The organism is Nesterenkonia sp., from assembly GCF_029265375.1.
Classification (GTDB): domain Bacteria; phylum Actinomycetota; class Actinomycetes; order Actinomycetales; family Micrococcaceae; genus Nesterenkonia.
The window spans coordinates 100836-124739 of record NZ_JAJUJJ010000002.1; the positions used below are offsets into that span (position 1 = coordinate 100836).

The 23904-nt window shown below is 67.5% G+C and carries 21 protein-coding genes; 9 read left to right on the forward strand and 12 right to left on the reverse strand.

Annotation, left to right across the window (positions count from 1 at the left end; translation table 11 throughout):
- Window positions 1-54: 54 nt before the first annotated feature.
- The 4 genes from Q1K09_RS01335 to Q1K09_RS01350 form a co-directional block, all read right to left on the reverse strand.
- The gene (locus Q1K09_RS01335; RefSeq protein ID WP_300342568.1) at window positions 55-1200 is read right to left on the reverse strand and encodes a M20 family metallopeptidase; all 1146 of its coding nucleotides are present in this window, start codon (window positions 1198-1200) and stop codon (window positions 55-57) included.
- Window positions 1201-1348: 148 nt separating this feature from the next.
- On the reverse strand, window positions 1349-2113 hold the full coding sequence (madM, locus tag Q1K09_RS01340) for a malonate transporter subunit MadM (protein WP_300342570.1): 765 nt from the start codon (window positions 2111-2113) through the stop codon (window positions 1349-1351).
- 1 nt (window position 2114) lies between these two features.
- Window positions 2115-2516: a malonate transporter subunit MadL gene (gene madL, locus Q1K09_RS01345; protein ID WP_300342572.1), complete on the reverse strand. Its 402-nt coding sequence runs from the start codon at window positions 2514-2516 to the stop codon at window positions 2115-2117.
- 26 nt (window positions 2517-2542) lie between these two features.
- A complete protein-coding gene (locus Q1K09_RS01350; protein WP_300342574.1) occupies window positions 2543-5482 on the reverse strand; it encodes an AMP-binding protein in 2940 nt (979 codons plus the stop codon).
- Between the two features lie 166 nt (window positions 5483-5648).
- Between Q1K09_RS01350 and Q1K09_RS01355 the strand changes: the two genes are divergently transcribed.
- Together Q1K09_RS01355 and Q1K09_RS01360 are read left to right on the forward strand one after the other, a co-directional pair.
- Window positions 5649-6317, forward strand: a complete 669-nt coding sequence (locus Q1K09_RS01355) for a GntR family transcriptional regulator (RefSeq protein WP_300342575.1) — start codon at window positions 5649-5651, stop codon at window positions 6315-6317.
- Window positions 6229-7239 carry an IclR family transcriptional regulator C-terminal domain-containing protein gene (locus tag Q1K09_RS01360; RefSeq protein WP_300342576.1) on the forward strand — a complete coding sequence of 337 codons (1011 nt, stop codon included), beginning with the start codon at window positions 6229-6231 and terminating at the stop codon, window positions 7237-7239. Before Q1K09_RS01355 ends, Q1K09_RS01360 begins: the two co-directional genes overlap by 89 nt.
- Before the next feature lie 83 nt (window positions 7240-7322).
- On the opposite strand, the gene Q1K09_RS01365 is transcribed toward Q1K09_RS01360, so the two are convergent.
- Together Q1K09_RS01365 and Q1K09_RS01370 are read right to left on the reverse strand one after the other, a co-directional pair.
- Window positions 7323-7583 carry a hypothetical protein gene (locus tag Q1K09_RS01365; protein WP_300342577.1) on the reverse strand — a complete coding sequence of 87 codons (261 nt, stop codon included), beginning with the start codon at window positions 7581-7583 and terminating at the stop codon, window positions 7323-7325.
- A gap of 16 nt (window positions 7584-7599) precedes the next feature.
- Window positions 7600-8601: a hypothetical protein gene (locus Q1K09_RS01370; RefSeq protein WP_300342579.1), complete on the reverse strand. Its 1002-nt coding sequence runs from the start codon at window positions 8599-8601 to the stop codon at window positions 7600-7602.
- Between the two features lie 138 nt (window positions 8602-8739).
- Here Q1K09_RS01370 and Q1K09_RS01375 point away from each other — a divergent pair, with 138 nt between their 5' ends.
- Together Q1K09_RS01375 and Q1K09_RS01380 are read left to right on the forward strand one after the other, a co-directional pair.
- On the forward strand, window positions 8740-9486 hold the full coding sequence (locus tag Q1K09_RS01375; RefSeq protein ID WP_300342581.1) for an amidohydrolase family protein: 747 nt from the start codon (window positions 8740-8742) through the stop codon (window positions 9484-9486).
- Window positions 9426-10244 (forward strand): amidohydrolase family protein, encoded by an 819-nt coding sequence (locus Q1K09_RS01380; protein ID WP_300342658.1) that lies wholly within the window; start codon window positions 9426-9428, stop codon window positions 10242-10244. Before Q1K09_RS01375 ends, Q1K09_RS01380 begins: the two co-directional genes overlap by 61 nt.
- A gap of 18 nt (window positions 10245-10262) precedes the next feature.
- On the opposite strand, the gene Q1K09_RS01385 is transcribed toward Q1K09_RS01380, so the two are convergent.
- The gene (locus Q1K09_RS01385) at window positions 10263-11657 is read right to left on the reverse strand and encodes an NAD-dependent succinate-semialdehyde dehydrogenase (RefSeq protein WP_300342583.1); all 1395 of its coding nucleotides are present in this window, start codon (window positions 11655-11657) and stop codon (window positions 10263-10265) included.
- Between the two features lie 146 nt (window positions 11658-11803).
- On the opposite strand from Q1K09_RS01385, the gene Q1K09_RS01390 reads away from it, so the two are divergent.
- Entirely contained in the window at window positions 11804-12694 is an 891-nt protein-coding gene (locus Q1K09_RS01390; protein ID WP_300342584.1) for a LysR family transcriptional regulator, read from the forward strand.
- A gap of 48 nt (window positions 12695-12742) precedes the next feature.
- On the opposite strand, the gene Q1K09_RS01395 is transcribed toward Q1K09_RS01390, so the two are convergent.
- On the reverse strand, window positions 12743-13966 hold the full coding sequence (locus Q1K09_RS01395) for a glycerate kinase (protein WP_300342586.1): 1224 nt from the start codon (window positions 13964-13966) through the stop codon (window positions 12743-12745).
- Between the two features lie 2 nt (window positions 13967-13968).
- Window positions 13969-15330 carry a GntP family permease gene (locus Q1K09_RS01400; RefSeq protein WP_300342587.1) on the reverse strand — a complete coding sequence of 454 codons (1362 nt, stop codon included), beginning with the start codon at window positions 15328-15330 and terminating at the stop codon, window positions 13969-13971.
- A gap of 145 nt (window positions 15331-15475) precedes the next feature.
- On the opposite strand from Q1K09_RS01400, the gene Q1K09_RS01405 reads away from it, so the two are divergent.
- From Q1K09_RS01405 to Q1K09_RS01420, 4 genes are all read left to right on the forward strand, one after another.
- Complete coding sequence (locus Q1K09_RS01405) at window positions 15476-16276, forward strand: electron transfer flavoprotein subunit beta/FixA family protein (protein WP_300342589.1); 801 nt, start codon at window positions 15476-15478, stop codon at window positions 16274-16276.
- A complete protein-coding gene (locus tag Q1K09_RS01410) occupies window positions 16273-17199 on the forward strand; it encodes an electron transfer flavoprotein subunit alpha/FixB family protein (protein WP_300342590.1) in 927 nt (308 codons plus the stop codon). The genes Q1K09_RS01405 and Q1K09_RS01410 overlap by 4 nt, the downstream gene beginning before the upstream one ends.
- 5 nt (window positions 17200-17204) lie before the next feature.
- A complete protein-coding gene (locus Q1K09_RS01415) occupies window positions 17205-18443 on the forward strand; it encodes an MFS transporter (RefSeq protein ID WP_300342592.1) in 1239 nt (412 codons plus the stop codon).
- A 110-nt stretch (window positions 18444-18553) separates the two neighbouring features.
- On the forward strand, window positions 18554-18970 hold the full coding sequence (locus Q1K09_RS01420; protein ID WP_300342594.1) for a DUF4190 domain-containing protein: 417 nt from the start codon (window positions 18554-18556) through the stop codon (window positions 18968-18970).
- Between the two features lie 10 nt (window positions 18971-18980).
- On the opposite strand, the gene Q1K09_RS01425 is transcribed toward Q1K09_RS01420, so the two are convergent.
- The 3 genes from Q1K09_RS01425 to Q1K09_RS01435 form a co-directional block, all read right to left on the reverse strand.
- Complete coding sequence (locus Q1K09_RS01425; RefSeq protein WP_300342660.1) at window positions 18981-20171, reverse strand: alpha-hydroxy acid oxidase; 1191 nt, start codon at window positions 20169-20171, stop codon at window positions 18981-18983.
- A gap of 154 nt (window positions 20172-20325) precedes the next feature.
- The gene (locus Q1K09_RS01430) at window positions 20326-21792 is read right to left on the reverse strand and encodes a rhamnulokinase family protein (protein WP_300342596.1); all 1467 of its coding nucleotides are present in this window, start codon (window positions 21790-21792) and stop codon (window positions 20326-20328) included.
- Window positions 21793-21801: 9 nt separating this feature from the next.
- Window positions 21802-23841: a bifunctional aldolase/short-chain dehydrogenase gene (locus tag Q1K09_RS01435; protein ID WP_300342598.1), complete on the reverse strand. Its 2040-nt coding sequence runs from the start codon at window positions 23839-23841 to the stop codon at window positions 21802-21804.
- Window positions 23842-23904: the final 63 nt, after the last annotated feature.

Consider the following 23904-nt stretch of genomic DNA (forward strand, 5'->3'; position numbering starts at 1 on the left):
GACAAGACGGCCGCTGAGCCACTATGACCCTGCGGGTTCTCCGCTGCGCAGTCACTACAGGTGGGCGTCGATGAGTCCGGCCAGCAGGGCGGTCCGCGGGGCGATGTACTCCACCAGGGTGTGCTCATGCTCTGCGTGGGGTCCGCCTCCGCAGGCCCCCATCCCGTCCAGGGTTGGGACACCGAGAGCCGCGGTGAAATTGCCGTCGGAGGCGCCGCCGACCTCGGCGCCGTGCAGCTCCCCGATGCCCAGTTCGGCAGCGATCTGCTGGGCCTGGGCGAAGAGCGGTTCTGCGGCAGAGCGCTCCATAGGTGGCCTGTTGATCCCGCCGGTGACCTCCACCTCGGCCCCCTCCAGGGGGGCGGCCAGCGCACGGATTTCCCGGTCGACCCGCTGCTGCTCGGCCACGGTGGCTGCGCGGGCATCTACGGCCACCTGGGCTCGGTCGGGGACCGTGTTGGTGGTGGCGCCGGCGCTGATCACGGTCGGCACCACCGTGGTGCCCAGCTCCGGAGAGCCGAGGCCCTCGATCTGGGGCAGCAGCAGACCCAGTGCCAGGCCGGCATTGATGCCCTTCTCCGGTTCCAGGCCGGCATGAGCGGCGCGCCCGTGGACGATCACCTCGTACATGGAGGTGCCCTTGCGGGCGACCTTCAGGGAGGTCTCTAGGGCGCCTTCCATCACAAAGACGGCGTGGGCCTGGGCGGCCTCGTCCTCCATCAGCTTCCGAGAGGTCACCGAGCCGAGCTCCTCATCGCCGGTGACCACAATGCTCAAACCCTCCAGGCTGTGGCCGGCCTGCTGCAGCAGCGAGGCGGCGTGCAGCGACATGGCCACTCCGGTGAGCATGTCAAAGACCCCAGGACCGCGCAGCACGCCGTCCTGGTTGCTGAACGGCTTGCGCGCCAGGGTGCCGATCGGCCAGACCGTGTCCTGGTGGTTGATCAGCATCACTTTCGGCGATTGCGCACCGAAGCGCAGCCGCAGGTGGGTCACCCCGTCGATGACGATGCTCTCCGGTGCGGCACCCAGGCGCTCGGCGGCAAGTGCGGCCACCTCGGCGGCTCCGCGGGCCACGGCCTGCAGGTCCTCGGAGGGCGATTCCACCTCCACCAAGCGCTGGATGTCGCCGATGATCTGAGGCAGCCGTGCCTCGGCGGCGGCGAGCAGGTCGGTGCGGTCCAGAGGGGAAGAAGTCATGACGGCCAGCCTACCGGCCGTCCCACCGCCTCAGCCCACCGCCCAACCCTCCGCATAGCGTGTCGGAAGGGCCCAAACTCATGCCCAGAACCTGCGTGTTTGGGCCCTTCTGGCACGTTCTTTGCTTCGACCGGCGCAGGTGTTTCGCTCATGCGCCGAAGAGGAAGCGCAACGCAAAGTAGAAGACGCTGGGGCCCAGTAGGCAACCGAGACCTGTGTAGAAGGTGGCGGTCATCGCTCCGTAGGGCACCAGTCGCTTGTCGGTGGCGGCCAATCCTCCGGCCACCCCGGAGGTGGTGCCCATCAGCCCGCCGTATGCCATAGCTGACTTCGGATTGTTCAATCCAATCACCGAAGCGATCATGGGGGTGCCCACCATGACGACCACCGATTTCACCAGGCCAGCGGCGACGGAAAGAGCGATCACCTCCGAACTGGCCCCCACGGCGGTTCCTGTCACTGGGCCCACGATGTAGGTGGCGGCCCCTGCTCCCACCGTGGCCATAGACTCCGGGTCCGTGTAGCCGAAGGCAGCGGCCACCAGCGCGCCGGCGACGAAGGAGACGAAGACTCCCAGAATCAGGGAAAGGCCGCCGGCCAACCCGGCCTTTTTGATCTCTTGCAGGTCTACGCCGTATGCGGTGGCCACAATAGCGAAGTCGCGCAGCATAGCTCCGCCCATCAGTCCCAGGCCGCTGAAGATCGCGATATCGGCCAGCCCCGCTTCTCCGCCGGTCTGCACACCTCCGATGTAGGCCAATACCAGCCCCAGCATGATGGCGATGGCCGAGCCCTGCAGCCTTCCGCGGGTGAGTGTCTTGGAGAGCCAGCCGGAGACCATCATCAGGGCTCCGACAATCACGAAGGCGAACAGCAGGCCGTTGCGCTCGAGCACATCTGCGACGAGTTCCATCTCAGGCCTCCATCTTCTCTTCGTCGGTCATCGGAGGCAGCGGCTCAGCGCGGCCGCCGATACGAGATAGCGCCGGTACCAGAGCGGCTCCGCAGGCCAGGGCAGTGAGACCCGCCAGAATCGCCATCGGTCCGCCGTCCAGTGCCTCGGCTACGTTCTGCGTACTGGCCATGGCGATGACAATCGGGATGTACAGTGCGCTCCAGAACAGCACACCCTGCTCAGTGGACTTGGGGAACAGTCCCTTCTTGCGCAGCCATGCGGTGGCGAGCACTAGCATGATCATGGCGAAGCCCACGCCGCCGACATTGGCGTCGACCCCCACGGCTACGCCGATCAGGTCGCCGATGATCATTCCTACCAGCATGCACAGCGCCAGGGCTGCGACTCCATAGAGCACCATCAGTTCTCTCCTTGCTTGTTGCGCCTTCAGGCGTTGGCGGCTTCAAAGATGTCTGCGTACTGTCGGCGCAGCTCGGCCTTCTGAACTTTGCCCATCACATTGCGGGGCAGAGCCTGAACTATCCGTACGGCGCGGGGCTGCTTGAACCGGGCCAGATCCCCGGAGATGAACTGCAGGATTTCCTCCGGATCCAGCTGTGCCTCCGGCGCGGGGACGACGACGGCGACCACTGCCTCGCCGAGATCCGAGTGGGGAACTCCGATGACGGCTGATTCGAGCACCGCTGGGTGGGCGTCGATCCGCTCCTCTACTTCTTTGGGGTAGACGTTGTATCCCCCGGAGATGACCAGGTCCTTATCGCGCCCGACGATGCACAGGTAGCCGTCCTCGTCGATGCGGCCCAAGTCCCCCGTAATGAAGAAGCCGTCCGGTCGGAACTCCTCGGCGGTCTTTTCCGGCATCCCCCAGTAGCCGGAGAAGACGTTGGGGCCGCGCACCTCCACCAGTCCCACCTCCCCGTCCGCAACCGGGTCGGCGGTTTCACGGTCCACCACCCGGACCTCCACGCCCGGGAAGGGCTTGCCCACCGTGCCTGGTTTGCGCGGCCCTCCGGAGTAGGGGTTGGTGGTGTTCATACCGGTCTCGGTCATGCCGTAGCGTTCCAGAATGGCGTGTCCGGTGCGTTCGTAGAAGGCCTGGTGGTCGCTGGCCAGCAGAGGCGCGGAGCCGGAGACGAATAACCGCATCTGGGCACAGGCTTCCTTGGTGAGCCGCTCATTCTTCAGCAGTCGGGTGTAGAAGGTGGGAACCCCCATCAGCACGGTGGCCTCCGGCAGCAGGTCGATGATGGCCTCGGCGTCGAAGCCGGGGAGGTAGTGCATTGAGGCCCCGGCGGCCAATGTCATATTGGCCGCCACGAACAGTCCGTGGATGTGGAAGATCGGTAATGCGTGGATCAGCCGGTCGGCTTCGGTGTACTGCCAGGTCTCCAGCAGTGCTTCGCAGTTGGAGGCGAGGTTGCGATGGGTGAGCATGGCCCCCTTGGATCGCCCCGTGGTTCCCGAGGTGTACAGGATGGAGGCCAGGTCGTCAGGTTCGGCACTGTGGATCTCGGTGCTCGCCTCAGTGGCACGCAGCAGTGTTCCGTCCGAGTCGGTGCCGAGGGTCTCGACCACTACCGAGCGCTGATCGTGATCGGATGCTGCTGCAGGGGAGCACACCAGCACCTTCGGCTGGGCGTCCTGGATGAAGTAGTCCACCTCCGTTCCGGTGTAGGCGGTGTTCAGCGGCAGGAAGACTCCGCCGATCTGCAAGGTGGCCAGGTACAAAGCGATGGCCTCGGGAGACTTCTCCACCTGCATCGCCACCCGGTCCCCTGGCCGGACTCCGTCCTCACGCAGAGCTGCGGCTATCCGCTGAGCGGTGTGCAGGGTTTCGGCGTACGTGATCCTTCTTGCGTCTGGCAGCAGGAAAAGCTCCTTGTCCGGGTGAGCTTGTGCCTGCGCAAAGAACTGCTGGTAGATGGTGGTGAAGGGTTTGGACATCGGCGGGTTTCCTCTCATAGTGATGTGCTCCTCGGGCGCCGGTGAACAGCTCAGCAGCTGGTAGAGCTGGGGGCCCAGGGCTACTGCACGATGACGGACGAACTCCTCATGGCGGCGCTCCAGGACCTCCGGCTCGTAGCGGTAATTGATCATCGCCGAGTAGGACTGTTCCCAGGCGCGGGGCGAGGGGTCAGCGGGCCAGTTGAGCTGCCAGGCGGAGGCTCCGTTGCCCACATGGAACCGCGCCACCGGGTCCACCGGTCGGCCGTCTGCCCGACGAGTGTGGGCGATGTAGCGGGCCAGCACGGCGAAGAGGTCTTCGCGCAGCGGCTGCAGTGCGGCGCGCAGACGGGCGGGAGGATCCTGCAGCAGCTTCTCCCGCTCTGCGGCATCCTTCGGGTCCTTCAGTGCGCCGTCCAGTGTGGTCAGCCGTTGCCGCAGCTGCTCCCAGTCGGAGTCACCGGCGGCCTGCCGACGCTGGGCCTGGTCCTCGAACCAGCTGCGGAAGCCCGGAATGGGGGAAAGTGTTACAAAGGTCTCTAAGTGCGGCAGCTGCTCACCCACGGAGTCGATGACCTGTTTGATGAGCAGGTTCCCGAAGGAGACACCGGCCAGCCCGTCCAACGCGTTGTTGATGGAGTACAGGGCCGCAGTCGTCGCGCGGGCGGGGTTGACGCTGGTCCCGGCGCGCAGCAGGGGGCTGATGTGGGTGGGGATCCCTTTCAGCAGGGCCGCTTCTACGAAGATCAGCGGCAGCTCACCGGTGGCGGGGTGGAAGAACGCGTAGATGCGTCGATCCTTGGGCTGCAGACGGCGGCGCAGCTCATCCCGGCCGGCCATGGGATGGACCTTTTCGTAGCGGAGCAGGTTCTCCAGCAGTTCGCGTGGAGAGTCCCAGGTAATCTCCTCCATACGCAGGAAGCCGCGGTTGAACCAGGAGGTCAGCAGGTGGTGGAAATCCTGATCCAACGGTTTCAGCTGCGAGTCGGAGCGCATCAGCCGGCGCAGGTCCGCACGCATATCCACGAGGGCGCGGGTGGCGCCTGGGGCATGGTTGATCCGCCGCAGCAGCTGTTGCCGGGCTGGCTCCACCACAGTGAACAGTTCTGCCAGCTCCTGGTGGCCGCGGCTCTCCTCCCAACGGTGGTACGCCTGCTGCAGTGCGGCGGCATCGACCCCGTAGGTGTCCAGGATGTAATGAAAGAACTCTGCCTTCTCGGAATCCTCCAGCTGGCTGTAGGCGCTGAGTGCCCGGCTGGCCACGGCTCGGATGGAGGCCTCGCCGATGTCACTGGTGAGGACCTGGCAGGCCGCGCGCAGCTGCTCAGCGGGCGGCGCCTCCGGCTGCGGTTCTGATTCACCGCGGCGGCCGCTGAGAACTCGAAAGAGATCACCCAGCAGCCAGCCCTCGCCACGTGCCATCAGACCTCCTCGATCAATGCATCCAATCAGTACTGTGATGTATATAACAGCCAGCATAAGGTATAGATGTGATTCGCGCCACAGGAGCAGACGCGGCAGAGATCGGACCCCCTCTGCCGGCGACTGGCGCGGTCGATAAGCTCACAGGGAAGAGGTGGAGGTGGATATGGCGCGAGTGCCGGAGTCCCAGCGCGTGCGGGACGCGTTGGAGAATGCGATTGTGGACGGCCGCTACCGCCCCGGTGAGCGGTTGGACCCCAGCCAACTGGAGCAGCAGTTCGGCTGCTCCCGCACTCCAATCCGGGAGGCGCTGCAGGCGCTGGAACGTTCGGGCCTGGTCTCGATCCGGCCCAAGCAGGGGACGTATGTCACCGAGCTGAGTCTGGCGGAGCTGGCCGACAGGTTCGAGGTGATGGCGGAGCTGGAAGGGATGGCGGCCCGCTTGTGCGCGCGCCGGATCGACCGCGGGCAGCTGGAGGAGCTGCACCATGCTCTCCAGGAGTGCCAGCTCTATGAGCAGAAGGGCGATTCGGACGGTTATTACTACGCCAATGCGTGGTTCCACGGGGTGATCTATGACGCCTGCGGTAACGAGTATCTGCGGCAGCAGGCGCATAGTCTGCGAAGGGTCCTGCAGCCCTACCGCCGTCTGCAGCTGAGGGTGCCGGACAGGATGCGGCGGTCCTTGGCCGAGCACCGAGTGATCGCTGAAGCTATTGAGACGGGGGAGACTGAGGCTGCGGAGAATGCCGGCCGCGACCACGTGCTGGTCCAAGTCAAGGAGTTCAGCCAGCTGGTGCGGACCTGGCGCGAGGTCACAGCCGGCAATCGGTGACCCTGCTCCCCAGCGCAGCCGACGCACAGGCCATAGACTTTGGGCAGGGCGCCGCGGCGCCGGAGAGGAGACAGGTCTGCCGGATCGCAGCCCGGAGTTCATCGAGGCTATCTCCCGGGGGCTCAGCGTCATCCGGGCCTTCTCCCCGGAATATCCTTCACTGACGCTGTCCCAGGTGGCGCAGGCCGCGGGTCTGGCCAGGCCCACGGCGCGGCGGATCCTGATGACGCTGCAGGATTTGGGGTATGCCCGCGCTGAGGACGGGTACTTCGCGCTGACTCCGAAGGTGCTGGAGCTGGGCACTGCCTATGTGAGTTCCCTGGGGCTGTGGGATGTGGCCCGGCCACATCTGCGGGACCTGGTCTCGGTGACCGGAGAGTCTTCCTCCATGTCCCAGCTGGACGGGCCGGACATCGTCTATGTGGCGCGGGTGGCCGTGCCCAAGCTCATCGCGCTGCGGGTGGACATCGGGACCCGGTTCCCGGCACCGCCCACCTCCCAGGGCAAAGCCCTGCTGGCCTGGCAGGACCGTGACCAGGTGGCGGCGCGGCTGACCGAGACCTCCCGCTCCTCCGTGGTGCCGGTGGGCCGCTGGGAGCAGGAGGCTTTCTTCGCGGAGCTGGACCAGGTGCGGGAGCAGGGCTGGGCGCTGGCCGATGAGGAACTGGCTCTGGGCATTCGTTCCATTGCTGTGCCGGTGCGCGACGACTCCGGCCAGGTGCGGGCTGCGATGAACACCACCGTGCACGCTGCCGAGACCTCGGTGGAGACTCTGGTGGGTGAGCACCTGCCGCGCCTGCAGCGGGCTGCCGCAGCCGTGCAGGACGACTGGGCGCGGTGGCAGGCACTGCCCTCGGACTCTATGGAAGCGGCTGACCGCGACGGCGGCCTCCCGAAGGCTCAGAGGGCCACAGAGGGATAGTCCTTGCCCCGCCAGGGGCTGAGCTTATCCGCCATCTCTCGCTGGAAGGACAGCGGACCCGACCGCTGGGTGTACTCCTCATCTTAGAGAGCGATGAACAATGTCAGGTTCAGGAAGAAGTGGGCACCGTGCTCGAAGAGCCACACATAGTTGTGCGTGGCCAGAGCTTCGCGCTCCTCCTCGGTGAAGGACAGCCAGGTGGTCTCCTGCGCCGGATTGAGCCAGCGGCCCACCTGCTGCTCCCAGGCCTCGATGGTTCCGCGCGGGTCCTCCTTATACCGGCCCACCCAGTCCGGATCGCGGTCGATGGTGTAGAGGAATTTGTTGACGTAGTACTTGCTCATCGGCGGCTCGCTCTTCTCAGGCCCCCACGGGGGATTCGGACGGGGCCCCGGCTCCGGTCTCCGGATGGCGGAACGGGTCCCAGACGGGATCATTGGCGTAGATCGGTCCCAGGCTGGCCCTGGAGACCTCAGCGGCCGACGCCGCGGCGTCGGTCTGCTTCTGGTTCTTGTGCGGGTACCAGGTGATGTACATCTCGCGGGTGTGGAACAGATCCAGCTGATCCACGTAGTCGGCGTGGACCCCTTCGCCGGCGATCCCCATCATCAGCAGCAGGTCCATGAACCCGTGGGTGGCGTTGCCTGCTCCTGACATGGATTCGTGAGTGACATTGGCCAGGATGGCCTCAGCGTTGCCGGTGGAGAGCCACTCAATCGCGTCGGCGTCGAAGAGCGGATCCGGACCGTGCTCGCCGAACTGGCGGGGACCGCCCAGCTCCAGGGAGAGATGGCCGGTGCCGATGGCGGCAACCTTCCGGTCGGTCGGATACGCGTCGATGATCCGGCGGATGGCCCGGCCCAGATCGTAGAACCGCTTCGGGGAGGGCAGCGGGGGAACAAAAATATTGGTGTAGATGGGCGCCACCGGCAGATCGGCCTCAGGACGCACGGTGATGATCGGGCAGATGATGGAATGATCGATCTTCAGCTCGTGACTGACCGCAAAGTCAAAGTCGGCTGCCATCAGCTCCGAGTGCATATACCGGGAGAAGTCGACGTCGCCGTCGAGCGTGTACTTCGGGATGCCGAATTCGCGCTCCTCGTTGTAGAAGGTGGCGTCGTAGCGCTCGGCCTGTCCGATGAGGAACTGCGGGTAGTTGTCCAGCCAGAGCTGGTGGAAGTGGTCGGCGCCGACCATCACCAGGATCTCCGGCTCCGCAGCAGTGAGGGTCTCCCGGTAGGCCTCCACTTTGCGCTGCCACTGATCTGCGAAGGGCGGCCGCTCCTGCTCAGGCGAGGTGGTGGCCTTGTAGTAGAAGGGGTGGTGGGTGCTGGCGAGCACTGCGGTGAGGTCAGCCATAGTCAGTCCTCCTGGGTGCTGGTGGGGTGGACGTATTCCGCATTGCGGTCCACATGCATGTAGATCTCCTGGGCCACAGGGTTCCGGCGCTCTTCGGCGATCTGCCCCAGAAGTCATCCATCACCAGGAGGCTCCACTATGAGCGCACCCACTGCAGATCCCGTCGTCAGCGCCAGCCGTCAGGGCGCGCCCATCCTGTTCACGAACGCCACCGTGCTGACCATGGACGCTGAGCGCAGCGTGCTCACCGGAGCCGATGTGCTGGTGGTCGGCGACCGCATCGAAGCAGTCGGTCGCGACGTGCAGGCCCCGGAGCACGGCCAGGTCATCGATGCCTCCGGCGGTATCCTCACCCCCGGCTTCGTGGACACCCATCGGCATATGTGGCAGACCGCCATGCGCGGCTACGGCGCCGACTGGACCCTGACTCAGTACTTCGTGTGGAACTACCTGGAGCACGGCAAGAAGTTCCGGCCCGAGGACATTTACGCCGGCAACCTGCTCTCAGCCGTGGAGGCCATCGACGCCGGGGTGACCACGTCGGTGGACTGGTCCCACGGCCTGTCCACGGTGGAGCATGCTGATGCCGCCGTCGATGCTCTGCAGGAGGTCGACGGCAGGTTCGTCTTCGCCTACGGCAACATCCACGCCGGCCCCTGGGAGTGGGCCGCGTCCGGGGAGTTCCGCGATTTTGTGGATGCCGGATTCCGCGCTCCAACGGGCAGCTGGGTGATGAGATGCTCGGTTTCCAGATGGCCTTCGATGTCACCGGGGACCCGGAGTTCCCGGAGAAGGGCGCCTTTGAGGTGGCCCGGGAGCTGGACGTGCCGGTCACCACTCACGCCGGGGTGTGGGGAGCAACCAACGACGACGGCATCCGCCTGATGCACTCGCACGGGTTCATGAATGAGAAGAACGTCTACGTCCATGCGGCGACCCTCTCCGAGGATTCTTACCAGCGGATCGCGGCCACCGGCGGTGCGGCCTCGGTCTCGGCGGAGTCCGAGTCCAGCTGCGGGCAGGGCTACCCCTCCTCCTGGGCGCTGCGCCGCCACGGCATCCCGGTCTCGCTCTCGGTGGACACCTCGGTGTGGTGGAGCGCTGATGCCTTCGCCGCAATGCGGGCCACGCTGAGCTCGGACCGGGCCCGCGAACACTTCGAGCACCACGCCACCGGCGACACCTGCACCAACCTGGGGCTGCGCGCTGATGAGGTGGTTCAGTGGGCTACCCGCGGCGGCGCCCAAGCCCTGGGTATGGAGGACCTGATCGGCTCAGTGGAGGCTGGCAAGAAGGCCGACCTGGTGCTGATCAAGAACGACTCCTCCCCGGCGATGTTCCCGATCCTCAATCCCCATGGGCATGTGGTGTTCCAGGCTCAGCGCGGTGATGTGCACACAGTGCTCGTGGACGGGCGTATCGTCAAGCATGATCATCAGCTGGTCGACGTCGACCTGGACCGGGTGCGCTCCACCGTGGAGGCCACGGTGGAGCATATCCGCGCCGAGCTGGGCGAGGCCGAATGGGAGGCCGGGATGTGCCCAGAGATCCCGGAGACCAAGATCCTGGACAACCCCTACACCTACACCGAGTACCGCTCTGAGACCACGCACACTGCTCAGGGCGGGGGTCGCCCGCACTGAGCCGGCGACCAGCCGGAGCTACTCGGACCAGTCGACGGAGAGGTACTGGACCTCGGTGAACTCCTCGACGCCCCAGTGTCCGCCCTCGCGGCCGATGCCGGCCTGCTTCACGCCGCCGAAGGGCGCGCTGGGATCGGAGACGATGCCGCGGTTGACCCCGACCATGCCGACCTCCAGCCGTTCGCCGATCTTCATGGCGTCCTGGAGCCTGCCGGCGTAGACGTAGGAGGACAGGCCCACTTCGGCGTCGTTGGCCAGGCGGATCATCTCCTCCTGGTCCTCCCACACCACCACCGGTGCCACCGGCCCGAAGATCTCCTCCTTCAGGATCGGCGCATCGGCGGGCACATCACGCAGCAGCGTCGGGGCCACGAACGCCTCCGTGGCGACTGAATCCGGCACCTGTGCCTGGTGGGAGATTGTCGCACCGGCCTCCACCGCGGAGTCAATGAGTTCGCGGACCTCGCCGGCGGCCTTGTCATGGATCATCGGACCGATCTGAGCGCCCTCGGCCGGATCGCCGACCTTCAACTCGCTGATCTTGGCACCGAAGGCCTCAATGAACTTCTCGGCGACGTCGGCGTGGACGTAGAACCGGTTCGCCGCAGTGCAGGCCTGCCCGGAGTTGCGGAACTTGGCGATCATCGCCCCGGCGACGGCCGCCTCGACATCCGCATCAGCGGTCACGATGAACGGGGCATTGCCGCCCAGCTCCATGGAGGCGTTGACCACCCGCTGGGCGCACTGTCCCAGCAGGGTGCGACCCACCGGAGTGGAGCCGGTGAAGGAGAGCTTCTTGACCCGGTCATCGGCCAGCAGCGCGGAGACCACATCCCGGGTGCCGGTGGTGGTGACCATCTGCACCGCGCCCTCCGGCAGGCCGGCCTTGACCAGGATCTCCGCAATAGCCACGGCGGTCAGCGGGGTCTCCCGGGCCGGCTTCAGCAGCACAGTGCAGCCAGCGGCCAGCGCCGGGCCGATCTTGCGGGTGGCCATGGCGGCCGGGAAGTTCCACGGAGTGATGAGCAGGGCGACTCCCACCGGATGGCGGGTCACCACATTGCGCACTCCCCCCGCCGGGGCCTGGGTGTACTCCCCACCAAGCCGCACGGCCTCCTCGGCGTACCAGCGGAAGAACTCCGCGGCGTAGCGCACCTCGGCCTCCGCATCGGCCAGGGACTTGCCGTTCTCAGCGCTGATGAGGTCCCGCAGCCGTTCCACGTCGTCGATCATGAGCTCATAGGCGCGGGTGAGCACCTCGGCACGCTTGCGCGGGGGCACATGACGCCACTCCCCGAAGGCCTGGTGGGCCGTCTCGGCGCGGGCGAGCGCCTCATCGGCGGTGAGGTCGGGGACCTCATCGATCTGCACGCCGGTGGCCGGGTTGATCACAGCAAGGGTGGAGGTGCTCATCTGCGCTCCTTCGGGGGAAAGTCTCTGCACACGCGGCCGGCCGCCCCTGCGGTTCGCGGACGGCTCACTGCCTGGGGTCTCAGCCTGACACTGCCGCGCCCATACGGTCCAATACCTGTTTCTTATGACGCGTATGCTTACCAGGCATGGACACCCGTCTGCTGCGCTATTTCGCGGCGGTGGTGGAGGCCGGCACGGTCTCCTCCGCCGCTGATCAGCTGCACCTGACCCAGCCCTCGCTCTCCCGCCAGATCCGTCAGTTGGAGCGCCAGGTGGGGCTGCGCCTGTTTGCCCGGCAGCGCGGACGGCTGGTGCTGACCTCTGAGGGCCGGGCGTTCTATGAGGCGGCGCGGGCGCTGCTGGAGCATCACCATGAGACTGCCGAGTATGCCGCTCAGCTGGCGGGCGGGCGCATGACCACGGTGCGGCTGGCGGCCCCTGCCACCACGCTGACCGATGTGGTCGCACCGTTTGTGGCGACCTTCCTGCCGGAGGACCCGGTGCCTGCGGTCTCAGAGATGGAGATTGACGCTGAGCTGGGGCCTGCGCTGGCGGAGTTCGACATGCTGGTGGCACCGGTGCGCTGGCCCGCCGGGGCGCACAGCCTGCATCTGGTGAATCTGCCGGTGTGGGCCTATGTGCCCCGGCGGCACCGATGGGCCGGCCGGGAGGCGGTGAGCTTGGAGGAGCTGGCTGAGGAGACCCTGATCCTGCCGACTATGCAGTTCAAGGCACGCCGGGTGCTGGAGGCGGCCTTGGCTCAGGCGCAGACCGCGGGGAAGACGCTGGGCCCGGCCGCCACGGTGGAGACCCGGCACAGCCAGGTGGCACAGGCGCTGGCGGCGGCCGGGCGTGGGGCGGCGGTGCTCACCGATGATCCGCGCTATGACCTGCACGGGCTGCGCATCCTCAGTGCGGGCCAGCCCCTGGAGATTCAGCTGTGGGCCGGCTGGCGTGCAGGCCACCACGCCGCAGCCACCCTGGAGGCCATGGCGCAGCGGCTGCGCGAATTCTGCCGAACCCGCTACCCGCAGTGAACGCCCGGGTGGACTCAGCGAGCACCGGGGTGGGCGCCGGGCCGATGCTCAGCGTCCCAGCAGGGCGCAGGCGTGAGCAGTGGTCTGCTGGATCAGCCGTTCGGCCTCACTCTGCAGCTGGGCAAGCTCTGCGGGGCCATCGGCAATGGAGAACGCCGCTGTCAGCCCGGCGTCGCGGCATTCGGCGGGGCTGAGCTGCAGGGCTCCGGCGATGACGACGACGGCGGCGCGCTGGGGGGCCCGGGAGGCGACGGCGTCGACGACTTTCCCGCCCAGGGACTGACTGTCCAGCCGGCCCTCGCCAGTGAGCACCAGGTCAGCTTCCTCCAGGGCCTCCTGCAGCCTGACGGCTTCGGCGACCATGGCGGATCCGGGCACCACCTCAGCGCCGAACAGGGTGACCAGCGGCAGCGGGATTCCTCCGGCGGCCCCGAAGCCGGGCACGGTCTCCAGCTGCGCTGGACCGGTCTGCGCAGGGCTGGTTGGCTCTGGGCTGGTTTGCGCTGGGCTGGGCTGCTGCGCTGCCTCGGCATCTGAGTTCTGCTCAGTCTCGGTGTGCTCGGCCAGCACAGCGGCCAGCTGGCGCAGTCCGGCGTCGAGGACGGCGATGTCCTCAGCGTCCGCACCCTTCTGCGGGCCGAAGACTGCGGCCGCCCCGCGCTCACCGGTGAGCGGATTGTCCACGTCCACCGCGATCCGCCAGCGCACCTGCCGAGCACGGGGATGCAGCCCGTCCAGATCGATCCGGACGATATCGGCCAGCCCCTGGCCTCCCGGCGCTACCGGGGCGCCGTCGTCGTCGAGCAGCTCGGCCCCCAGCGCGGAGAGGATCCCGGTGCCGCCGTCGGTGGTGGCCGAACCGCCGATGCACAGCAGGATCTCCTCCACTCCGGCGTCGAGCACATGGGCCAGCAGGCGCCCCACCCCGTAGGTGTCGGCGCGCAGGGGCTGCAGCGGAACGTCGGAGACCTGGGGCAGCCCGTTGGCCTCGGCGGCCTCCACCACAGCGGTGCGCCCGTCCGGGGAGAGTCCGTAGCGGGCGGTGGTGGGTCTGCCCAGCGCATCGACGGTCTCCACCTGCGCGGCCGGCCGACCCCAGACGGCCAGCAGCGCGTCCAAGGTTCCCTCGCCGCCGTCGGCGAAGGGCAGTTCCAGGATCTCTGCGGCGGTGCAGATCTCGCGGGCGCCGCGGGCCATAGCGGCGGCAGCCTCCGCGGCGGTCACCGAGCCTTTGAACGAGTCGGGGGCGCAGACAATACGAGTGACCTCCATGGCTAGAGCATCACCACCGTGAGCAGCAGAACCACCACGAAGGCAGTCACGCCTTGGATGGCTGTGGCCACCGTCAGGGTTCGGTAGGCGGTGGCCACCGGAATGCGTGAGAGCTGGGAGACCACCCAGAAGAAGGAGTCATTGGCGTGGGAGACCACCATCGCCCCGGACCCGATGGCCAGCACGGCCAGCACCGAGCCTGCGGTGGAGTCCAGACCCAGAGAGCCCAGCATCGGGGAAACCAGGGCCGCGCTGGTGACAATCGCCACGGTGGAGGAGCCCTGCGCGGTCTTCAGCGCCGCGGCGATGAGGAACGGCACCGCAACGCCCAGGCCCATAGTCGCAATGTTCTCCGCCAGATAGTCAGTCAGCGGGGAGGCGTTGAGCACCGCGCCGAATGCTGCGCCGGCCCCGGTGATGAACAGGATGGGTGCGGCCACACGGATCGCCTCGGTGATCTGCTCGTTGAACTGTCCCAGCCGACCGGGCCCGGAGAGCAGGGCGGTGGCGATGAGCAGACCGATGATCAGGGCGATCACCGGGGTGCCAAAGAACACCAGGGTCTCGGTCAGCGCGCCGGCGCCGAAAGGCTCGCCGGGCAGCTGCGCCACCGAGCCGAAGCAGATCAGCAGCAGCGGGACCCCGATGGGAGCGAAAGCCGCGGCCGGATGGGGCAGCGTCCCGTAGGAGGCGCGCAGCTGCTCATAGTCCTGGACCTCGATATCGTCCTCCCGTTCAGCCGGAAGGGCAGCAAACTCGCGGTGGCTCAGCCGGGAGGCGAACAGCAGGGCGGCCATCGCTGAGATGAGCGAAACCACCAGACCCAGGCCGATCACCAGGCCCAGATCAGCCTCTGCGCCCAGCTCGGATGCAGCCGCCAAGGGCCCCGGGGTGGGCGGCACCAGCGAGTGGGTGGCGAAAAGCCCGGTCATCAGCGCCGTGGCGGTCGCCAGTCCAGAGATCCCGGCGCGGGTGGTGATCGCTTTGCGCAGCGAATTGAGGATCACATACCCGGAGTCGCAGAACACCGGGATGGAGACGATGTAGCCGATCAGCGACATCGTCAGGTTCGGGAACCTGTTGCCGATGACCCGGATAATGGCATCGGCCATGGAGATCGCCGCACCCGAGCGCTCCAGAATGACTCCGATCATGGTGCCGAAGATGATCACCAGTCCGATATTGCCCAGGGTGTTCCCGAAGGCCTCGGTGACGGTGGGCACGCTCTCGGCCAGCGGGATCCGGTAGAGGAAGGTGGCCAGCAGAGCCGCCCCCAGCAGCGCCAGGAACGGGCTGATCTTCCAGCGGGCGGTGACCAGCACGATGCCGGCAACCAGCACCAGCAGTATGAGCAGATCGATCATGCGGCGGCGTCCTTGCGTCGAAGGGGCAGAGCAGCCCTGAGACGGGCATCACAGCCAGCCTAGACCACCTCGGAGCCTGCTCGGCGGCACTCGTGCGACCATAGTGTGCGTTGTATTCCTACCCCATAGGGCAAGAGAGGACTGCATGCCGGCACTGCACATCATCACCCTGGTCAAGTGGGTGCCCGACGCCCAGCTGGAGCGCGGGTTCACCGCCCAGCGGCGGATCGACCGCACAGAAGGCATCCTCGGGGAGCTGGACGAGCATCCCCTGGAGGCTGCCCTGCAGATCAGCGAGTCCCTGTCCGACCGTCAGGTCCGGGTCTCTGCGCTGACAATCGGCCCCGCGGGCGCCTCAGCAGCGTTGAAGAAAGCCCTGCAGATCGGGGCCGACGACGGCTACCACCTCACCGACGACGCCCTGGCCGGGGCCGATGTCTCCGCCACTTCCGCGGCCGCTGCGGCTGCCATCCAGCATGTGCGCAGCCTGGCCGGGCTGGACGCCGAGTACCTGGTGCTCACCGGTATGGCCAGTGAGGACGGCGAGACCGGGGCGGTGCCGGCCCAGCTGGCGCAGCGGCTCGGAGTCCCGGCACTGACCCAGGCTACGGCGCTGGGGATCGACGGGGCGCGGCTGAGCGTGACCCGCACCGCCGGCACCCGGCAGCAGAAGCTGGCCTGCGCCCTTCCGGCGGTGGTCTCGGTGACCGACCAGGCCAATGAGCCGCGCTACCCGAACTTCCGGGCGATCATGAAGGCCCGGAAGAAGCCGGTGACCACGTTCAGCCTGGCGGAGACCGGCCTGGACGCCGCGGCGGTGCAGCCGAAGGTGCAGCTGCTCTCCGCCGCTCCCCGTCCGGCCCGTGAGCCCGGGGAGATCATCCACGACGACGGCACCGCCGGCCGCCAGCTGGTGGACTTTCTTCAGAAGGAGCGTCTGCTGTGACACAGGTTCTGGTTTTCTTCGAGGAGCTGGGCGCCGAGCTCAGCATCAGTCAGCAGGAGCTGCTGACCCTGGCGGGCCAGCTGGGCGAAATCAGCGTGGTCACCACCTCGGCCGAGCCGTCCCCGGCGCTGGCCGTCCAGGGCATCGGCTCGGTCTACGCTCCACAGGCTGATGTGCCGCCCGGGGATCCGGCGCTGGCCGACCTGCTGGCTGAAGCCGCCGCCCAGGCAGCTCCCGATCTGGTGCTCGGCGCTGATACCGCTGATGCCACCGACGCTCTGGCGCGGTTGGCCGTCCGGCTTGAGGCGGGCCTGATCACCTCGGCGGAGAGCATCGAGGGCACCACAGTGACCAAATCGGTGCTGGCCGGGGCCTACACCACGTCCGCGCAGCCGGTGGGCGGTCCGCTGATCGCCACGCTGCGGCCCAACAGTGTGCCCGCCGCCGTGCAGCCGGGGAGCCTTCCGCAGATCACCACGCTGCCGGTCTCCCCCAGCGGTGCGGTGGAGCTGCTGGAGGAGACCGAGCTGCCCAGCACCGGGCGCCCGGCGTTGTCCGAGGCGCGGGTCGTCGTCGCCGGCGGCCGCGGTGTGGAGGGCGACTTCAGCCTGGTGGAGCAGCTGGCCGACGAACTCGGCGGGGCGGTGGGTGCTTCCCGCGCAGCCACAGACGCCGGCTGGATCGACCATTCCGCCCAGGTGGGCCAGACCGGGGTGATCGTCTCCCCGCAGCTCTACATCTCGGTCGGGATCTCCGGGGCGGTGCAGCAGAAGGCCGGCATGCAGACCTCCGGGACCATTGTGGCCATCAATAAGGACGAGGACGCTCCGGTGTTCGAGATCGCCGACTTCGGAATTGTCGGCGACCTCACCGAGGTGATTCCACAGGCGATCGAGGAGCTGCGGGCCCGGCGGCAGTCATGAGACGGATGTTCAGCGCCCTAGGCGTCCGGAACTACCGGATCTATGCCCTGGGGGCGCTGATCTCCAATGTGGGCACCTGGCTGCAGACCACGGCCCAAGCCTGGCTGGTGCTGGAAATCACCGGCAGCGGCACAGCACTGGGAGTGACCCTGGCTCTGCAGCTGGTGCCTTCGCTGCTGTTCTCGCCGGCAGCCGGCGTGCTGGCCGACCGGTTCCCCAAACGCACGCTGCTGCTCTGGTGGCAGGCGGCCATGGCCCTGCCGTCGGCGGCCCTGGGGACGCTGGCCATCACCGGGGTGGTGGAGCTCTGGCACGCCTATGCGCTGGCGTTCCTCTTCGGCACCGCCCGAGCCTTCGAAGCTCCGGCCCGGCAGTCTTTCGTCAGCGAGATGGTCGATGCGGACCGGCTCTCCAATGCGGTGGCACTGAACTCGGCCTCGTTCAACTCAGGCCGCCTGGTGGGTCCGGGGCTGGCGGGGCTGCTGATCGCCGCCCTGGGCTCGGGAGTCGATGCCACCGGCTGGGTGATCACCGCCAACGCGGTCAGCTACGGCTTTGTGGTGCTGGCCCTGGTGCTGCTGGACTCCAACCGGCTGCAGCCGGCACCGGTGACCGGCAGAGCGCGGGGGCAGATCCGCGATGCCGTGCGGTACGTGGTGGGCCGCCCCGATCTGCTGCTGCTGTTCAGCTGCGTGTTCTGTCTGGGCGCATTCGGCATGAACTTCCAAGTCACCTCTGCGCTGATGGCCACCCAGACCTTCGGCAAGGGTGCCGGGGAGTTCGGGATCCTCGGCTCGGTGCTGGCCATCGGCTCCCTGGCCGGGGCGCTGCTGGCCGCCGGGAGGCAGCGGCCCCGGCTGCGGTTCGTCGTCGGGGCTGGACTGGTCTTCTCTGCCGCGCAGATTCTCTCCGGCCTCATGCCTTCCTACCTCACTTATGCCGCCATGCTGCCGCTGGTGGGTCTGAGCGTGCTGACCACGGTGACGACGGCGAACGCGCTGATCCAGATGACCTCAGCACCCTCGATGCGCGGCCGCGTGGTGTCCCTGTACCTGATGGTGTTCCTGGGCAGCTCTCCGCTGGGAGCTCCGATCATCGGGGCTATCGGCGAGCACATCGGTGCCCGGTGGGCGCTGGTGATCAGCGGTCTGGCCGCCGGCCTGGGGGTCGCCGCGGCCGGACTGGCCTATACCCGGATGCGCCGGATCAGTCTGCGCTCAGTGCTTCGCCGCGAACCGCGGTGACTGACTCAGGCGCCACGATGCGTGGGGAGTCGGCTCCCTTCGGAGCTGCCCGGTTCAGCGCCGCTCGCCTCACCAGTGACGCCGCCGGTGGTGTGGGCCACAATGGGTGCATGAGTCACAGCCGCTTCGATGAGCACGGCAGAACGCACCGGGGGTACGCGCCGTCCGGCTACGGCTACTCCGGGCACCACCAGCAGTCTCCTCAGCCCAGTCAGTATCCGACCTACGCCGACGGCTCACCCGCTGGGTACGCCGCCGGTGATGTGCACCACCCGGTGCGGCAGCAGGAACTGATGCAGGCCCAGTCCTGGGCGACCGCCGCCCTGGTCCTGGGCATTGTGGGGCTGTTCACCGTGCCGTTCATCCTGGGTCCGCTGGCGCTGTGGCAGGCGTCCAAGGCGCGCCGAGTCGGTCACGACGCCTCAGCCGGCTGGGTCCTCGGCTGGATCTGCACCCTGTGGGGCGCTGCCGTGCTGCTGGCGCCCCTGATCCTGGCCGCACTCTTCCTCGGAGCGGTCTCCTCCTGAGTCAGGCCGCTCAGCGGCTGCGCGGCACCAGGCGCTGCAGCTGGGTGACATGGCGCGGACTCAGCTCCTCCAGGCTGGAGACCTCCAGCAGCTTCATGGTCCGCACCACCTGATCGGTGAGGATCTGGATGGCGCGGTCCACGCCGGGGCGGCCGCCGGCCATGAGCCCGTAGAGGTAGGCGCGACCGACGAACGTGAACTTCGCCCCCAGGGCGACGGAGGCCACGATGTCGGCACCGTTCATGATGCCTGTGTCGAGGGTGACCTCCAGATCATGGCCGACCTCGCGGACCACCTCGGGCAGCAGGTGGAAGGGCACCGGCGCCCGGTCCAGCTGGCGTCCCCCGTGATTGGAGAGCACGATGCCGTCCACACCGAGGCCGGCAAGCTTCTTGGCGTCCTCCACGGTCTGCACCCCCTTGACCACGAGCTTGCCGGGGAAGAGCTCGCGGATGGTGTTGAGGTCCTCGAAATTGATGGAGGGGTCCATGGCCTTGTCCAGCAGCTCACCGACCGTGCCTCCGGTGGAGCTCAGGGAGGCGAACTCCAGAGGCGGGGTGGTGAGGAAGTCGTACCACCACCAGGGCCGGGGGATGGCGTTGACGATGGTGCCCAGAGTCAGCGCCGGGGGGATTGAGAACCCGTTGCGCTTATCGCGCAGGCGGGCCCCGGCCACCGGAGTGTCCACGGTGAACAGCAGAGTGTCGAATCCCGCGGCAGCGGCCCGCTCGGTGAGGTCATAGGAGATCTGCCGGTCCTTCATCACGTAGAGCTGGAAGAAGTTTCGGCCTTCGGGGTTGGCTGCCCTGACGTCCTCGATCGAGGTGGTCCCCAGGGTGGAAAGGCAGAACGGGATGCCCGCGGCGGCAGCTGCGGAGGCTCCTGCGGTCTCTCCCTCGGTCTGCATCAACCGGGTGAAGCCGGTGGGCGCGATGCCGAACGGCAGGGCGGAGGGGCCGCCGAAGATTTCGCAGGAGGTGTCGACTTCGGAGACGTCCCGCAGGATCGAGGGGTTGAACTCCACGTCCTGGAAGGCCTGCCGGGCCCGGGCCAGGGAGATCTCTGCCTCGGCGGCGCCCTCCGTGTAATCATAGGCGGCCTTGGGGGTGCGTCGTTTGGCGATGCTGCGCAGATCCTCGATGGTCAGGGCAGCGGCCAGGCGACGGCGTGAGGCGTTGAAGTCGAACTTCTTGAACTGCATCAGCGGGGCCAGATCCTTCGGCTTGGGCACCCGGCGCTGCACTCGCCGTCGTGCCTGCCGCACAGGGTTGTCAGGGCCGGCAGTGTCTGGGCCCGGAGTCTGCTCTGTCATGGGTTCTCCTCGCTGACAAGGACGCCGTGGACCGGCGCGCGGTTCAGGATCCGGTGGATCGGGGGCGGTAGGTGATGAGGTTATGGGTACGCGCGATGAGGCTGCGCAGCTCGGCCAGCCCGCCGCTGAGAGTCCCGGCGGTACGGGCCTGGACGAGCAGGTTGCCCAGCGCGGTGGCCTCAACGGGCCCTGCGATCACAGGGTACCCGGAACGGTCCGCAGTGGCCTGGCAGAGCAGCGCGTTGAGGCTTCCGCCACCGACCATATGGACCACGTCGATGCTGCGCCCGGAGAGGCGGGAAGCCTCGGCGAGCGCCTCGGCGAACTTCACGGCGATGGATTCGACGATGCTGCGCACAATCTGCGCCGGGGTCTGTGGTGCCTGCTGGTCGCGTTCGGCGCACAGCGCGGTGATCCGGGCCGCCATGTCTCCCGGCGGCAGGAACCGCTCGTCCTGTACATCGAAGACGACGACCTCGGCATCGGGGACTTGCGCGGCCGCGTCGAGCAGCAGCTGGAGGTTCTGCTCGACGCCGGTCTTCTGCTGCCAGGCACGCAGAGTCTCGGAGAGCAGCCAGGTGCCCATCACGTTGGTGAGGAACCGGGTACGGCCGTCGACACCGCCTTCATTGGTGAAGTTCGCCTTCCGGCTGGCCTCGGTGACCACCGGTGAATCCAGTTCGAGTCCGACGAGCCCCCAGGTGCCGCAGGAGATGTAGGCCGCATCGGGGGTGGAGAGCGGAGTGCCGACGACGGCGGATGCGGTGTCGTGGGAGCCCACCAGGGTCACCGGGAGCCGGTGCCCGCCGAAGCGGTCGGACAGATCCTCGCGGGTCTCACCCAGGGCGGTGCCGGGCTCGGCGACCGCGGCGAAGAGAGCCTCGTCCAGGCCCAGCCGGCTCATCAGCTCGGTGTCCCATTGACCGGTGTGGACGCTCAGCAGTCCGGTGGTGGAGGCATTGGTGGCCTCGGTGCGCTGGACGCCGGTGAGCCAGTAGCCGAGCAGGTCGGGGACCAGCAGCAGCTTTTCGGCCTGGGCCAAGAGGTCCTCTGCAGCCAGCTGGTAGAGGGTGTTGAAGGGGAGGAACTGCAGACCGTTGCGTCGGTAGAGCTCCTCGAACGGGGCGATGTCGTGAACCCTCTGCACCCCCTGAGCGGTACGGGAGTCCCGGTAGTGGAAGGGCGTGCCGAGCAGTCGCATCCGCTCTGGGTCACCGCCGCTCAGCAATCCGTAATCCACCGCCCAGGAGTCGATGCCCACCGAGGCGAGTCCGCCGTCCTCGCCGGTCTCACGCACTGCGGCGGCCAGGCCGTCGAGGGCATGGGCATAGAGTCCCACAAGGTTCCAGTGCAGTCCGTCAGGCAGCGGAACCGCTCCATTGGGGAATCGGGCTGCTTCGCGGATCTGCAGAGTGTCGGGACCGATGCGGCCCAGGACCACCCGCCCGGAGGAGGCGCCCAGGTCGACAGCGGCGTGCCAGCTCGTCGCGCGCGAGGTCGTGGTGCTCATCGCAGGCTCTCAGCGCAGGAACGCGGCAGCCACGCCGGCGTCGACCGGAACGTGCAGACCGGTGGTGTGGGAGAGATCCTGGCTCAGCAGCGCGAAGGCGGCGTTGGCCACGTTCTCCGGCAGCACTTCCCGCTTGAGGATGGTGCGCTGGGCGTAGAACTTGCCGAGGTCCTTCTCCTCGATCCCGTAGGTCTTCGCACGATTGGCGCCCCAGCCGGAGGCGAAGATGCCGGAGCCCTGCACCACGCCGTCGGGGTTGATGCCGTTGACCCGGATCTGGTGTTCGCCGAGCTCAGCGGCCAGCAGGCGGACCTGGTGCGCCTGATCGGCCTTGGTGGCGGAGTAGGCGATGTTGTTGGGCCCTGCGAAGACGCTGTTCTTCGAGGAGATGTAGATGATGTCACCGCCCAGTCCCTGGTCGATCAGCACTTTGGCGGCGGCTTTCGAGACCAGGAAGGAACCCTTGGCCATCACGTCGTGCTGCAGGTCCCAGTCGGCCGCTGTGGTCTCCAGCAGAGACTTCGATAGCGAGAGTCCGGCGTTGTTGATCACGATGTCGAGTCCGCCGAAGGCCAACAGGGTCTCGTCGATCGCCTGTTTGACCGCCTCCTCGTCGGACACATCAGCGGCGACTCCGATCGCCTTGTCCGGTCCGCCGATCTCCGCGGCGGCCTGGCGCGCCTTCTCGAGGTTGAGGTCGGCGATGGCCACCACGGCCCCTTCGGCCGCCAGCCGCTTGGCGATGGCCTTGCCGATGCCCGAGGCGGCACCGGTCACCAGGGCAATGCGGGTAGCCAGTTCTTTGGGCTGCGGCATCCGCTGCAGCTTGGCCTCCTCCAGCGCCCAGTACTCGATGCGGAACTTCTCGCGCTCGTCGATCGGGGTGTAGCGGGACAGGCCCTCTGCCCCGCGCATCACGTTGATGGCGTTGATGTAGAACTCCCCGGCCACCCGGGCGGTCTGCTTGTCCTTGCCGAAGCTGAACATGCCGACCCCGGGAACGAGGACGATGGCCGGATCGGCGCCGCGGAGAGCGGGCGAATCGGGTTCCGCGTGGCGGTTGTAATAGGCCTGGTAGTCCTCGCGGTAGCTGGCGTGCAGTTCTTTGAGCCTGCTGATGGAGTCCTCGACGCTGGCCGTGGCGGGCAGATCGAGGACCAGCGGCTTGACCTTGGTGCGCAGGAAGTGGTCGGGGCAGGAAGTGCCGAGCGCGGCCAGGCGCGGATGCTCGGCATGGGCGAGAAAATCAAGGACGACGCCGTCATCGGTGAAGTGCCCGACCTGCGGCTTGTCTGCGCTGGCGATGGCGCGGATGGTGGGGATCAGCGCGGCCGCCTTGGCCCGCCGCTCAGCCTCGGGCAGCGGAGCGTAGCCCTGGAGGGCTGGACCGAATGGTTCCGGCTTGGAGTGCTCAGCGATATACGCCTGGGCGGTGCGGGTGATCCACAGCGAGTTCTGCTCGGATTCCTCGGAGGTGTCGCCCCAGGCCGTGATGCCGTGGCCGCCGAGGATGCAGCCGACGGCCTGCGGGTTCTGCTTCTTGATCTCGGCGATGTCCAGTCCGAGCTGGAAGCCGGGACGGCGCCAGGGCACCCAGACGACCTTGTCGCCGAAGATGGTCGATGTCAGCTCCTCGCCGTCGGCGGCGGTGGCGATGGCGATGCCGGAGTCGGGGTGCAGGTGGTCCACATGGGCAGCGTCGACCAGCCCGTGCATGGCTGTGTCGATGGACGGGGCCGCCCCGCCCTTGCCGTGGGCGCAGTAGTCGAAGGCGGCCACCATCTCGTCCTCGCGCTCCACTCCGGGATAGGTGTTCACCAGGGCACGCATCCGATCCAGGCGGAGGGTGGCGAGGCCAGATTCCTTCAGCGTGCCGAGGTCGCCGCCGGATCCCTTGACCCAGAGCAGTTCGACGTCCTCGCCGGTGACCGGATCACGGTCAGTACCTTTGGCGGAAGTGTTGCCACCGGCGTAATTGGTGTTCCTCGGGTCCGCACCGAGCCGGTTGGAACGGGTGATCAGTGCGTCGACGACGGGGTGACCGGCCATGAGAACTCTCCTGAGCAGTTGGTCCGATGGGCAGCGGACGGGAAACCTGGCCCGCGCACCTGA

Excerpts from the sequence above, each read along its gene's own strand:
- Q1K09_RS01390 (WP_300342584.1), top strand. The coding sequence starts at position 11,804 with ATGGACACCCGTCTGCTGCGCTATTTCGCGGCGGTGGTGGAGGCCGGC.
- Q1K09_RS01405 (WP_300342589.1), top strand. The coding sequence starts at position 15,476 with ATGCCGGCACTGCACATCATCACCCTGGTCAAGTGGGTGCCCGACGCC.
- Q1K09_RS01355 (WP_300342575.1), top strand. The coding sequence starts at position 5,649 with ATGGCGCGAGTGCCGGAGTCCCAGCGCGTGCGGGACGCGTTGGAGAAT.
- madM (WP_300342570.1), bottom strand. The coding sequence starts at position 2,113 with ATGGAACTCGTCGCAGATGTGCTCGAGCGCAACGGCCTGCTGTTCGCC.
- Q1K09_RS01335 (WP_300342568.1), bottom strand. The coding sequence starts at position 1,200 with ATGACTTCTTCCCCTCTGGACCGCACCGACCTGCTCGCCGCCGCCGAG.
- Q1K09_RS01425 (WP_300342660.1), bottom strand. The coding sequence starts at position 20,171 with ATGCAGTTCAAGAAGTTCGACTTCAACGCCTCACGCCGTCGCCTGGCC.
- Q1K09_RS01385 (WP_300342583.1), bottom strand. The coding sequence starts at position 11,657 with ATGAGCACCTCCACCCTTGCTGTGATCAACCCGGCCACCGGCGTGCAG.
- Q1K09_RS01395 (WP_300342586.1), bottom strand. The coding sequence starts at position 13,966 with ATGGAGGTCACTCGTATTGTCTGCGCCCCCGACTCGTTCAAAGGCTCG.
- Q1K09_RS01400 (WP_300342587.1), bottom strand. The coding sequence starts at position 15,330 with ATGATCGATCTGCTCATACTGCTGGTGCTGGTTGCCGGCATCGTGCTG.
- Q1K09_RS01370 (WP_300342579.1), bottom strand. The coding sequence starts at position 8,601 with ATGGCTGACCTCACCGCAGTGCTCGCCAGCACCCACCACCCCTTCTAC.
- Q1K09_RS01420 (WP_300342594.1), top strand. The coding sequence starts at position 18,554 with ATGAGTCACAGCCGCTTCGATGAGCACGGCAGAACGCACCGGGGGTAC.
- madL (WP_300342572.1), bottom strand. The coding sequence starts at position 2,516 with ATGGTGCTCTATGGAGTCGCAGCCCTGGCGCTGTGCATGCTGGTAGGA.
- Q1K09_RS01350 (WP_300342574.1), bottom strand. The coding sequence starts at position 5,482 with ATGGCACGTGGCGAGGGCTGGCTGCTGGGTGATCTCTTTCGAGTTCTC.
- Q1K09_RS01430 (WP_300342596.1), bottom strand. The coding sequence starts at position 21,792 with ATGAGCACCACGACCTCGCGCGCGACGAGCTGGCACGCCGCTGTCGAC.
- Q1K09_RS01435 (WP_300342598.1), bottom strand. The coding sequence starts at position 23,841 with ATGGCCGGTCACCCCGTCGTCGACGCACTGATCACCCGTTCCAACCGG.
- Q1K09_RS01360 (WP_300342576.1), top strand. The coding sequence starts at position 6,229 with ATGCCGGCCGCGACCACGTGCTGGTCCAAGTCAAGGAGTTCAGCCAGC.
- Q1K09_RS01415 (WP_300342592.1), top strand. The coding sequence starts at position 17,205 with ATGTTCAGCGCCCTAGGCGTCCGGAACTACCGGATCTATGCCCTGGGG.
- Q1K09_RS01375 (WP_300342581.1), top strand. The coding sequence starts at position 8,740 with ATGAGCGCACCCACTGCAGATCCCGTCGTCAGCGCCAGCCGTCAGGGC.
- Q1K09_RS01365 (WP_300342577.1), bottom strand. The coding sequence starts at position 7,583 with ATGAGCAAGTACTACGTCAACAAATTCCTCTACACCATCGACCGCGAT.